This is a genomic window from Phycisphaerae bacterium (assembly GCA_018003015.1).
Taxonomy (GTDB): Bacteria; Planctomycetota; Phycisphaerae; order UBA1845; family PWPN01; genus JAGNEZ01.
Genome location: JAGNEZ010000106.1, coordinates 1 through 13037, shown reverse-complemented (window position 1 = coordinate 13037; position 13037 = coordinate 1). Strand labels below are relative to the sequence as shown.

At 63.8% G+C, this 13037-nt stretch carries 6 protein-coding genes; all 6 read right to left on the bottom strand.

The features are described 5' to 3' along the window. Window positions 1-82: 82 nt before the first annotated feature. Window positions 83-709 (bottom strand): hypothetical protein, encoded by a 627-nt coding sequence (locus KA354_24060; protein MBP7937727.1) that lies wholly within the window; start codon window positions 707-709, stop codon window positions 83-85. Window positions 710-1258: 549 nt separating this feature from the next. After that, window positions 1259-2275: a hypothetical protein gene (locus tag KA354_24055; GenBank protein ID MBP7937726.1), complete on the bottom strand. Its 1017-nt coding sequence runs from the start codon at window positions 2273-2275 to the stop codon at window positions 1259-1261. Between the two features lie 170 nt (window positions 2276-2445). After that, complete coding sequence (locus KA354_24050; GenBank protein ID MBP7937725.1) at window positions 2446-7575, bottom strand: tetratricopeptide repeat protein; 5130 nt, start codon at window positions 7573-7575, stop codon at window positions 2446-2448. A gap of 74 nt (window positions 7576-7649) precedes the next feature. Then, window positions 7650-8225, bottom strand: coding sequence for a sigma-70 family RNA polymerase sigma factor (locus tag KA354_24045; protein ID MBP7937724.1), 576 nt, complete (start codon window positions 8223-8225; stop codon window positions 7650-7652). A gap of 1278 nt (window positions 8226-9503) precedes the next feature. Beyond that, window positions 9504-12758 carry a protein kinase gene (locus KA354_24040; protein MBP7937723.1) on the bottom strand — a complete coding sequence of 1085 codons (3255 nt, stop codon included), beginning with the start codon at window positions 12756-12758 and terminating at the stop codon, window positions 9504-9506. A 71-nt stretch (window positions 12759-12829) separates the two neighbouring features. Next, window positions 12830-13037 (bottom strand): sigma-70 family RNA polymerase sigma factor (locus KA354_24035; protein ID MBP7937722.1); only part of this gene is annotated, 208 nt, incomplete at its 5' end.

The following is a 13037-nucleotide window of genomic DNA, read 5'->3' as shown; positions in this document are numbered from 1 at the left end:
GGGCCGAACATCGTCCTGAACAAGCAATGTTCCACCTCTGGAGACCCTTATATCACAACTCCACAAGCTGTAAAGGCTTGTATTATAGGACCTTATGAGGGCGCGCCCGGCGAGTTACACCCAAATCATTGCCCGCGGGAGGAATGGCTTGTCCGTTGCCATTGAGGCCCCACCCAACGATGGAGCCGTCGGCCTTCAGGGCCAGGCTGTGCCCCCCTCCTGCAGCTGCAGCGCCCAGAAACGCGGTACCTCCCACAACCCGGTTGGGGGCGTTGCTGGCCACGATCGCCTGCATAACGAGGCCGGTTTCGTACATGTAGCTAGACCGTTTGAAGTACACGCCCTGCCCGTTTCCATTTGTGTCAGGGTTGTCGTTACGTCCCGGGTAGCCGACGGCCTGCACGCTGATGCCCGTCTTGTAAGAGTAGCGGAACAGGTAATCCAGTCCCTTCTCCACATTGCTCGAATAAGCAGTTCCTCCTCCAGGGAAGTGTCCCTCATTTTCAAAAGCCAGCACGGCCGTTGCCGTTTGGGCCAAGGGATAGCCGGAGCCAAAGGAACCGTCTGGATTCTGCTGTGTCGCCAGCCAAGCCAGCCCATCCTGGATGGCCTGGTTGATCTCCGTGGTGGTCGCCGCGTTGACAGGAGCAGTCAGGCAGGAGAGTCCCAACGCCGCTATCGCTGCAACTGTGAAGCCTCTGCGTATCATAATCCTGTCTCCTTTCTGGTTCATGCAAAGGGAGCCCCAGCAGTCCGCACCCGCTGGGTATGTCGTCATGAATGTCGCCTCCTTGCCCCTCGACGTTGGCCCGCCCCGGATCTGCCGGTCGATCACATACAGCCGGGGCAGCCAACCAAGCCTGGCCTATACCATACAGCCTCCTTTCTGCTCACTTTGTAAGCCGTAACCGTCATCGACACGCCTCTAGGGCGTTCACCCCGCCGTAGCTTGTCGGGGGCTTCCGTCCAGTCGGTTGCCAGGATGACATCTCCGAGGATCACAGCCGGCCGGCCGACGGGCGCCGCGAGTTCAATCGCCGCACAGTGTGACTGTTCGAGTACAGCATCTTAAATCTCCTTTCGCTTCGCGTTTTCTGATGGGCCGCCCCGGCTGCGCCGGGCGGGTCGAGTCCGCCTCGACCTCGTTGCGGTCCCGGAAGTTTGTTCAAGTCAACCCGCCACGGGGCGTGCTCGGCTCGTCGAACCTGGCGACGCCGCCGACCGGCCGACGGTTGCCACGTTGGCACCTCGGGGGCCGTTAGCGCCACCCTATCGGAATCTCGTTGACCGAGTCCGTTTTCGTCAAGTTCGTTAGAGAACCGCCGCTGGAGGTGGCGCGGAACACGTCGTTGTTGCCCCCGTTGTGCGACGTGCATCCCACACAGACGATGTGGCTCCCTGTGGGAGAAAAATAGGCATGGCCGAAGCCGCTCCAGTAAACGGTCTCCAGGTAGGTTGGCTTAATGACCTCTTTCAGTCCCGTTCCGTTGGGCTTGATCGTACAAATACCCCCCCGATTGAACAGGATCTTGGTCCCATCGGGTGACCAGTCGGGGTATGCAGCGTTGCCCGCAAGAATCAGTGTGCGGGTGTTGGCGGCCAGGTCGGCCACCCAGAGCCCGGTGACCGCATTGCCGTTGTAGACTACCCGGTTGCCGGCGGGGTCCCAACTGTGAACGCCAAAATCAGGCCACCCGCTAGCATTGAGAGAGAACGCCAGTGCCAGGGTGGGCTGGGCGGCCAGCCCGATGATGTTGCCGTCCGCGTCATAGAGCAGGTCCGCAGTGTAGATGCCGCCTTCGGTAATCGTGGTGCCGGACCAGCGCCGGGCCTTGAACGATATCTTCTGATCGCCAGGGAGCCACTGCATCCCGTACCACCAGGAGCCTGCGGGGTCCAGCGTGGCGTCGTTGGTGAGCTGGACTTTCGTACAGTCGTCCCGGTAGGCGAAGACTTCGGCTCTCTGGGTCGTCCCGTCCGGATAGTAGGAGTCGGGGATGGTCCCTACGGCTAGAAACCAGCGGTGCGTGTTGTGCAGGGTCCTGCTCGGATATTGGAAGCACGCGAAGAACCCTAACGGATTGATGTTGCTGCCGTCGGAGTTCATGCTCCAGGTGTAGGTACAGGCTCCACAATCTTCGAAGAAGATCGTGCCGCCGCCGGTGCGGCCGCCACCGCCCTTCTGGGCCCATGCACCTGACACGGCCGTGCCGATGACCAGCAGGGCCGCCACGAGAAATCTGAACCGAACTGTCTGAACCATGAACCTTGACATGATCGTCTCCTTTTTGATGTGTTCTCCGTTTGCTCGGGCCAACACGGCCACAAGGCTCAATCGGCGCGCAATACCACTGTGTGAGTACACCATCTCTGTCTCCCTTCGTTTGGGGGTTATCTGATGGACCGGCCCGGCTGCGCCGGGCGGGTCGAGTCCGCCTCAACCCGTTACGGCCCTGGAAGCTTTTCCAACTCGGTCCGCCACTTGGCGGCCTGCTCGGCCTGAGGTCTCCATGTGCCGGACCAGACCTCGAAAAAGTCGAAGGACGCGTCAACTTCGGGGGCTGGGTGAGGCAGACGGGACCCAAAGCCGCTCAAGGCGATCAAGCCGATGTGCTCCGGCGACCCATCGCCCCATGCCATGGCCGTCACAGCGCGATAGGCTTCGCCGTCCGCGCTGTACGCAGTAAGATAGACATTGCCGCGCTTCGTCACCCGAAGCCACAACCGTTCGTACGCCTTCTCGGCGTTGACCATCGTGGCCCGGACCACACCCCCCGTTTCAGCCTGCTGGTGGAACACCGCCTGGCCAGCCACGGCACTCATGTAGTACCCGCACCGGACCCAGTTGTCCTCGTCGTCGAAGCAGACCAGTTTCACCTGCTGCAGGGGGCCGGCTGGTTTGAAGCCGGCGAGACACGTGGTGACCTCGAAGTCCTCGCCCTCTTTGGCGGGGCACTCGATGAAAAACAGATTCTTGTAGTCGTCTCTGTTCCGCTCAAACTCTCCGTGCTGAGTCGTAACGGTCAACATGCCGGGTTTCTTCTCGAGCGAAACATGGGACGGGTCGTGATTCCGAATCTCCCACGGTAGGCTCAGCTTGCCATCAAAGCCATCGAAGGCCAGTTTGCTCTTGCGATGGAATTGCGAAAGGCCCGACTCCGTAGCGCCCTGGCTTTGGGTGTCTGCCGCGACCGCCCGCCCGTCCGTGCGCAGGCCTTGGGTCTCGATCATCCAGATCTCTGCCTTCTCGTCGCCTCGGCCGAGGAAGTCGAAGGAAAGCTTGGCTCCATCCTTCGACCATGCAGGCCTTCCATAGGCACCATCTGCCACGCGCAACGCGCCGCCGCGCTCAAGATCCAAGACCCACAGCCCAACTTCAGGCGTGAATCCACCTACCGCGAGTTGCTGACCGTCCGGAGACCAGCTAGCGACGCCATTCCCCCCAGGATGTGGAAGCGGCCATGTACCCAACGTCGCACCGGAATCCCGGTCGAGAACCTGCAGCAGGCCCTGGTGGGCGAATGCGATTCTTCTCCCGTCGGGAGACACAGCGGGCAAGAACCCTATGACGGGTTCGAAATCGACCGCTGGCTTCCCGGCCGGATCGTCCACACGGATGGCCAGAAGCTTGGCATCCACTCGTGATCTGACGAACAGCGTCCCCTCATCGCCAGACCAGCACGGAAAGCCACCGGCCGCCACCCTTCGTGGGGGCACATCGCGTGCATCGGGCTCGACAAGCCATACTTCCTCATCGGGCCTTTTCCTGCCGTGCGGCCCGGACACGTAGGCGACATAGCGACCGTCCGGAGACCATGCTGGGTCTTTGCCTTCTGCGGCGAGATCACTGATCGTCCCGCTCTGCAGATTCAGAATCTGCAGACCGCCTTGGTTTGTTCTTGCGAAGACCAGGCGCATCCCATCCGGCGCCCAGCTTGACTTGCGGCCCAAAGCAACGAGTTTTCGTGCACCGAACAGTTGCGGAAGGGCCGGGTCTCTCTTTTCCGACTTAGTTCGCCACTTGGCGGCCTGCTCGGCCTTGCCGGTGTCGGGCGCGACCGTGCTCCACACTTCGTACAGCTCCACGAGGCGTTCCATCGCGCGACGAGGCTCCGAGTCGCGATATGGCTGAGGGATAGGATCGGCGTTCCGGGTCAGCCAGTCGGCCGACTCGATGAGCAGCGGCTCGGCCTCGGCGAACAACGACTCCGCCGCGGGCACGTCGGATTCGATCAGCGTCGCGCCCCGTCCCGTCAGCGCGCCGCCGAGCAGGCTCCGCGCGTCCGGCAGCAACCAGTAACTTGGGGAATCAGGGCTCAGTGCCTTTTCGCCAACTGCGAGACACTCGCGCAGAGGCGGTTCGGCCTGCGCATACTGGTCTTGTTCGATCAGCATCCTCCCGAGCATTGCGAGGGCCGCAGCAAGGGTCTGGTCATCCGCTGGCCGCAGCCGGCGACAGTCCTCCACGAATTCGCGCTGGACGAGAATCGCCTGGTCCGGATTGCCGGCGTCGATAAGGGCCTGGCGCACCAATTCCACCGCGCGCGCGTGCCAGCCACGCTGTATTGATGTTGGCTGCGAGTAGGTCCGGAAGATGTCGATGGCTTGCCGGGCTGCCTTCTCGGATTCCTCGAGATCGCCCATCGCACGCAGGTCTTCCGCGATGCTGCACAACGCCCACGCCGTTATGGGATCACGGTGGGGGTAGTGCTTACGCCGTATGTTCAAAGCCTGGTGCAGGAGCGATACAGCTTCTTCATATTGGCCGAGATCTCGAAGAATCTTAGCGAGCCCCTCCATGGCGCAGGCGTACTCCCCATGGTCGTCTCTTGGAAGCTGCTGGTAGATGGCGACCGAATCTCGCGCGAGCGGCAAAGCCTCTGCACCCCTTCCTGCGTCGCGAAGGCAGAGGACCAGGTGACACAGGATCTCGGCACGTTGCTCGGCATCGGGTTGTTCGCGGGCAATGGACAGCGCCTCGCGATACACCGCCTCGGCAGCGCTGTACTGGAATTTCAGGGACAGCACCTGCGCCAGCTTATCCAGGCTCTGCGCCACGTCCGGATGCTCATCACCCAGCAGCTTGCGGTTCAATGCCAGCGCCTCGCGAAGCAGCGGCTCGGCCGCGGCGTAGTCGCCCTTGTATCCGAGCATCTGCCCCAGATTTCCCAGGAGGCGCGCGACGTCTGGATGCTCATCACCATGCAGCTTGCGGTTCAATGCCAGGGACTCGCGAAGCAACTGCTCGGCGCGGGCGTAGTCGCCTCGTTTCACGGAGAGGGTCCCCAGGTTTTCCAGCACAGCCGCGACCGAGCGATGATCGTAGCCGTAGGCCTTGCGGACCGCGGCCAGTGCCTCGTTGTACAACGCCTCCGCCGCGGCATAGTCTCCCCGTTCCTTCAAGACCTGAGCGAGGCCGTTGATCGCTTCTGCAACGTACGGATGCCCATCGTCGTGGAGCTTGCGGCTTATCGCAACCGCCTCGCGGTGCAGCCGCTCCGCCTCGACAACGTCGCCCTTGCCCGACCGGCATCTGCCCAGCAACCCGAGCAGGTGCGCCACATAATCAGTCTCATGGCCGTGTGTCCTCAGGCTTAGCGCAAGCGACTCGCGGAGGAGCGGTTCGGCGTGGGCGTCGTCGCCTTTTCTGAGCAGCACCAGCCCCAAATCGTGCAGACCCTGCGCGACCTGCCAGTTTTCCTCGCCCAACTCATGCTGCCAGATCTCCAGTGCCCCGCGCTGTTGCGGCTCGGCCTCGTCCAATATGCCCAGATTATAGTAAGTGATTCCAATGGCGGAATGGAGCCGCGCCCGCACCAGTGGCTGATCGGCGAACTTCGTCTTCAGTGCGGCCGCGGCGCGGGACAGCACAAACTCGTGCATGACCCGGCGGGCCACGTCCACCGTCTGGGCCGCCTCGGCGCGCTGGTCGAACGCCGCCAACTCGGCCTCGACCTCTTCCGGCGTGCGCTTGCGGCGGTCGGGGAACTCGCCCACGTACTGCCGCTCGAGCGCCGCCCGCACCTGCTCGCGGAAACGCTCCCTGATACCGCGGCCCATGGCCTTGACATCGATCCCGACGAGCATCGACGCCTGGAAATCCGAAACCTGCTGCGTCTCTTTCTCCCGCTTCTCGGCCAGCTCGCGCGCCGTCTTCGCCTCGGCTGCCGCGCGCTCGGCTTCCGCTCGGGCGGCCATCGCTTCGTCGGCGCGCTGTCGTGCCGTTGATCGTTCCTGTTCAGCCGCGTGTTGGGCCAACCCGGCCTCATGCCGAGCTCGTGTTGCCCGAACGGCTTGCCAGGTGCTCACCAGGGTCGCCAGCAAGAGAATCGAGCCAATCACCGCCGCGGTCGTGACCAGCCGCCGATTCCGCCGCGCGAACTTGCGAAACCGGTAACCTACCGACGGCGGAGAGGCCACCACAGGCTCGTCGTTCAAATACCGCTTGATATCACTGGCAAGTCCATTCGCCGTCTCGTACCTTCGGGCTCGATCCTTCTCCATGGCCTTCATCACGATCCAGTCCAACTCGCCGCGGACCAGCTTGCTCAGCTTATTGGGCTCGGTATGCCGGTTGGCGGCAATCGACGGCAGCGAGTGGCTGGCGCTCAACCGCAGGCTGGGTCTCGGCGGCTCCTCCTCGCGGAGGATCCTCAACAGCTCGTCAAACGCGGCAGAGCGGAGCCGCTGGCGGTCGAACGGCGTCTCGCCGGTTAATAGCTCGTAGAGCACCACCCCGAGTGAGTAGATGTCGCTGCGGGTGTCGATGTCGAACTGGTTCAGCTTGGCCTGCTCCGGGCTCATGTAGTCGACCGTGCCGACCACTTGGCCGAACTGCGTGAACATCGTCTTCTCGGTCAGCCGCTGCTCGGTCGCCTTGGCCACGCCGAAGTCGATGATCTTGGGCACCGCCCGGTCGTCGTACTCGGCCACCAGGATGTTGGTGGGCTTGATGTCGCGGTGGATGACCCCCTTCTGGTGGGCGTGCTGGATCGCCTGGCAAACCGGCACGAACAGCTCCAGACGCTCCCGGGGCGCGAGGTGATGCTCGTCACAGTACTGGGTGATCGGCACGCCTTTGACCAGATCCATCACGAAGTAAGGCCGGCTCGAGTCGGTCGTCCCCGCGTCCAGCACCTTGGCGATGTTCAGATGGTCCATCATCGCCAGGGCCTGGCGCTCGGCCTCGAATCGGGCGATGACCTGCCGGGTGTCCATGCCCGGCTTGATGATCTTCAAGGCCACCCGCCGCTTGACCGGCTCGGTCTGGTCGGCCATGTAGACGACGCCAAACCCCCCTTCGCCGATCCTCTGAAGGAGCTTGTAGGGCCCGATGACCGTGCCAGGGCCTTCGGTGATGGGCTGGTCAGTGGTCGGGTAGGCGTCAATACCGCGAGGCGGGGAGTCAAGCGGACCTCTGGATTCCTCGTGGGTCGCCAGAAGCTCCTTGACCCGCTCTAGCAGTGCGGGATCACCGGCGCAGGCCGCTTCGAGAAACGCGCTGCGCTCCGGCGGCGTTCTCTTTTCCAGAGCGGCCAGGAAGATGGCCTTTTCGTCTTTGCCTTGCTGGCACATCACAGCCTCCAAAGAACAGTGCGGAATCGCGTCGCGGATCACCCCACGAAATCGGGCAAGTCCACGAGGTTTTTCTATTGGACGGTGCGGTGATCGCCCTTCTTCAACTCCGTGTGCAGCCAGGCGCGAGCGTAAGCCCAATAGCGGTCAGCAGTTGTGGAGGAGATCCCGAGGGCCTCTGCCGCCTGGGGGATCGTCAGGCCAGCGTAGTAGCGGAGTTTGACGAGATCGGCTGCGACCTGGTCAGTCTGCTCAAAGCGCCCCAGCGCCTCATGGAGGGCCAGCAGATCAGTTGACGGCTCCGGGGACGCAATCTCGATGTCGCCGATCGGCTGTTTTTGCAGGCCGCCGCCCCGCCTCTGACTACGCTTCTTCCGGGCTTGGTCCACCAGAATCCGACGCATGGCCTCTGCCGCCGCGACGAAGAAGTGCCCCCGGCTGTTCCAGTGCCGGACCTTCTCAACATCCACCAGCCGGATGTAGGCTTCGTGGACCAGTGCGGTGGCCTGCAGCGTCTGGCCGGGCCTTTCTTGGGCCAGCCTCCGGGCCGCCAGCTTCCGCAGCTCGTCGTAAACCAGGGGCAAGAGCTGCTCGGCGGCCGAGGGATCGCCTTGCTCGATGCTGGAGAGGATGGTCGTGACATCGCTCATCGGCGTCACCCTCCGACAGAGCCAGCCTCCTTCCGCGAACGCAGTCACGTGGAGTCCATTACCTCTTGGCATGAGAGGAACGCGTCCAGCGACCTTGGACCGGCTGGAGCATCCTCCAGTGCTGCGCGGGGGTCTCAGGGCATGTACAGCTTCCTCGTCGTGTGGGGAGTTGGCTTACAGCGCCCACACGCAGGACCAGGAGACGGCCGCGAGCAGAAGCACCTAACGGGCTTGTGGGCCCGCGGGCGCCTTTGGGCCCGCAGCTCCACGTTCCCGGTGAAATTCGAGAGGCAGTTCCAGTGAGATGCGGCGGTCGCCGGCCTGATATCCCGCTCGAAAACGAAATGAAATGAGTAGGCTATCGACTTTCCCTCTGGCCGTCGCAGCCGCCGGAACTGCACGCGCCAGCGATGGCAGCATTGTACCAACATGGCCTCAAGGCCGGAAGCAGAGATCTGACCCGCATACGCGGCAGCACAAATGGGGGAGCATCAGCGTGACGGGCTGGGCATCACCTCGCGACGCTGGCTTCGGACCGCTTCGGGTTGGCGGAGACTCTGACAGCACCTGGAGGCGGCCGGGATCCCGGTTGCTGGTGCTTCTGAGAATGCTTTTGCGGCTGAACGTCTTGCAGTGTTTTCAAGCCAGAACGCTTGTTTGTCGGGCCCCGATGAGTATTATGTAGAGCAAACCCTGGTGGTTTGCTCTACTTATGCAGGCAATCGGATGGAACGTAAGGTCTTGATGGCAAAAGATTTGAGTTGATTTGCGGGCGTAGCTCAATTGGTAGAGCATCAGCCTTCCAAGCTGCCCATGCTCTACTTAAGGACCGGCTGTTTCTCTCTTAAGTGCTTTCAAGACAGCTTCTTACGTTTTCGACCTCTATCATGCGCCGGGTCGATCAATTGCCCTAAGTAGATCCGGACCGACCCGTTAAGTAGAGCAAAGGCAAAACCGAACTTTAACCGAACCGAACTCTTAAACACCAACGGACCCGTTCGGTTCGGTCTCTCTGGTCCATTATAGCAGCTTGCGGTCTATGAGACCGCAGCTATTGGCGGTTCTTCCTGGAAAACCGCTCAGCCTCTTCGATGCCCAAATCTGTCAGCTGGCGCAGCCCGGATCGGCCGGGCGATTCGCTTGGCTGTAGTACCGCTGGAAGACGCCAAAGTCGTGTAGGTCCACGTCGCCGTCGTGGCCGGAATCCACAACGGCGCGGCCGCGCGGAAGACCGGGGAAAGGCGCTGCCGTGAGCGTAGGTGACGGCCGGATGCGAGCTCAAAAGCGAACCTGTCCCCCCGTTTCTGCCGGTAAGGGTAGCGGCGGGGCGTCCCAGTCTAGACCCATGGCGGCCAGCCGTTGGCGGATCAGGCGGAGATCCCAGACGTGCAGTTTGCGACGGATGTTTCCGGCCACCAGGCAGCCGCCGTCGGGCGTGAACGACAGGGTGTTGATTTTCTCGTGCACATCGGGTGCCTCCAGGGTCGCCAGTTCGCGGCCGGTGGCGACGTCGATCAATCGCACTTGGCGCCAGGAGGGCACGACTGCCAGGACGCGCCCGTCGCGCGTGAACGCGGCCGGTCCCACTAAGTTGTACGTACCCGACCGGGTGATGCGTAGCCCCGGTTGCCAGCCGGGTACGGACCAGAGACGGTACTCCGGCCCGGTGCGGGTGATGAGCCATCGGCCGTCGGGGCTGAAATCCGCCGCCGAGTCGCGCGCATCCGGCAAGCTGAATACGGGCTTGTCACCGCCTTGCGCGTCAAAGACCCTGATTCCCGATCCGTGCCAGGTGCTGCACGCCAGCCACTTTCCGTCCGGGCTGAGGATGGCACCGGCGAGGCCTTCGTGGCCGCCAAACCGGGCCGTCTCCCGCCGGGTCTTCAGGTCGAGAATGAGGGCTGTACTGTCCGATGCGACGACCCCCAGTGCCGTTCCCTCCTGGTTCAGACCGCATGCTTCCACCTGGCCCTCGTCCGGGAGCACGATGTGCTCCGGGGGGTCGATCTGCGGTCGGGCAGTGCCGGCGCCCGGCTCAGATACGAGCGGCCATTGCCACAGCCCGGACCCCCCGCCGGCGATCAGCGCCGTGCCGTCCGGCGTGAACCTCGCGATGTGCCAACTGCGGCCTGGCAGACAGGCCACCTGGTCACCCCTCTCCAGGTCCCACAGGCGCACGGCGTCCTCGCACGCCCCCGCCAGCAACTGCCCGTCCGGACTGATCTCCGTGTGCCACAGCCGCTCGTCTGCAGCACCATCGGCGAACAGCTTGCGGCATTCCGGTGGGCCGGCGACTTCGAGCAGACTGAGACGTGAGCCGGTGATTCGCGGGCCCAACAGATCATCTCCGGGGCCGAACCACGGCGTTCCTGATGCGGGCGTATCCACTCCGTGCACGGTCAGCAGAAGCTGACCGTCCCGTGGATCCCAGAGCCGCAGAGTGAGGTCCTCGCCCCCCACGCTCGCGAGCAGCTTACCCTTGTGGCTGAATGCCAGGTCGGACGGCCAGGATGAATGGCCTTCCAGAACTGCCCGCCGCTGGCCCGATGAAAGGTCATAGATGTGGATTCGAAAGTCCTCGCAGGCAACCGCCAGCACCTTCCCGTCCGGATGCCATGCGATAGGGCCGACGCGGCTGCCGGGGGCCAGGCGCTGAACAACTCGGCCGTCATCGGCATCGTAAACGATGACCCGATCTTCGGTCAGGCTGACCGCAAGCTGCTTGCCTTGCCAATCAAAGCGGAGCAGCCCGAGCACGCCCTCCGACTGAAATCGCCTGACCTCGGTGCCGGTGGCAGTCTCGTAGACGATGACCTCCCGACCCGGCGAAATCGCCAGCCGGCGCTCATCTGCACCGAAATCCACAGCACCGGCCGACATTCCGTGCGCGGTCCGGAGCAGCACTTCGCCGCGACTCAGATCCCAGAGCCATACCGCATTCGGGCTGTGCAGGCCAAGCGGGTGGTACTTCGCAGCAACATATCGGCCCCCGGAGCTCATCCGGACGATCCATGCGGGATACCCCGGGCCAGGCAGACTCTTCAGCTCCCGATTGTCGGCAACGCGGCGAATGCTGAGGTCTCCCCTTGCGTTGCTCATCGCGTAATGCTCCAGATTGCCGTCGAAGGCCAGGCCGTAAAAGCGCTCCGGGCCAGTGTCCCATTCCTTCGCCACCCGGAGATCAGCCAGGGCCATGCAGGCGATCGCTTCGTTACGCAGCTCCGGCGATGGCTGGATGGCCGCCGCCCGGGATAACGCCTCCAATCCGTCGAAACGCCGCCCCGGCCGGCCGCTCCACCGGCCGGCGCGCGTCTGCGCCAGGTACGAGTCCCGGAGCTTCTGCAAAGCGTCATCCTTGGCCTGCACCGCCCGCCCGCGCTCCACCGTCACCTCGCGGAGCAGGAAAAGCGAGACGATCAATGCCAGGGCGATGACCAGGACAAATCCGCAGGCCACGGCCACGGCCGCCCTGTATCGGCGAAGGTTCTTCCGCAGGACGTACCAGGAGCTGTCCCGCTTGGCCTCGATGGGATCGCCGGCGAGGTAGTGGCCGATGTCGCGGGCCAGTTCCCCGGCGCTCTGGTAACGGCGCTCGCGCTGCTTGCTCAGGCACTTGAGCACGATGGTCTCGACTTCGTCGTCGATGTCCCCGCAGAGCAGGCGCGGTCGGACGGGGGGAGTTGTGATGATCCGGTCCAGCACTTCGCGAAAGTTGCCCACCACGTCGTAAGGGAATCTGCCGGTGAGCATCTGGTAGAGGATCACGCCCAGCGAATACACGTCAGTGCGGACGTCGATCTTGCCGGGAACGCCCTCGGCTTGCTCCGGGGAGGCCCAGGGCAGCGAGCCGACGAACTGCCCGGTCACGGTCATCATCGGCGATTCGCCCGCCGCCTCGCCGGCCGCCACCTTGGCCAGGCCGAAGTCCAGGATCTGGGGCTCGCCGTCGGTGTCGATGCGGATGTTGCTGGGCTTGAGGTCGCGGTGGATCACCCCGTGCAGATGCGCGGCATTCACTGCCTCGCAGATCTTCTGAAAGAGGACCAGCGTCTCCCGCACGCCACGCCGGCCGGCGGCCATGCAGGCATCCGGCGGCTGGCCGGAGATGTAATCCATCACGAAGTAGAAGCTGCCGGCCGCCGTGCCGCTCTCGTGGATGGCTACGATGTTCGGATGCTTCAGCGCGGCCAGCACGTGCACCTCGCGCTCGAAGCGGGTCTTGTCCTGCCGGCTGGCAAAGGGGCCCTCGCGCATCACCTTGATGGCCACCTTGCGCCGAGTGGTCTTCTGAACCGCCTCATAGACTACGCCCTGCCCGCCGCGGTGGATTTCGCGAATGATCGAGTAGCCGGGAATGGAGTCGATCGCCGGCGCGCCGGAGTCTGCGGCATGGGGAAGGGGTGGTGCGCCCTGTGCGTCCGAACCGGGGGCCGGCTCCGAGGGCTCCGGTCCGCCGGGCCCGCGTACCTCCCGCCGGGCGGCCTCGATCAGCCGCCCCTCCGGCTCGCTGTCCGGTTGCGGATGAGTGCCCATGATCATTCTCCGTCAGCGGCGGCGCGGCCCGTGTCCGGATGCAGAGACGAGCCGGCTTCCTGGGTGGTCCTTCACTGCTGTTCGGGACGCGGCGCGCCGAGCATCTCGCCTCCGGGGGATGCGGGCGCGCGGGTCAGAATCTCACGCAGCCGGTCGTGGGCTCGGGTCCGGACCATGTACACCGCTCCGACGGACCGCCCCAGGGCCCGCGCGATTTCGGCGGGCGGGCGGAACTCGATGTCAAACTGCTCGACCACGCGGCGGTACGTCTCCGGGAGC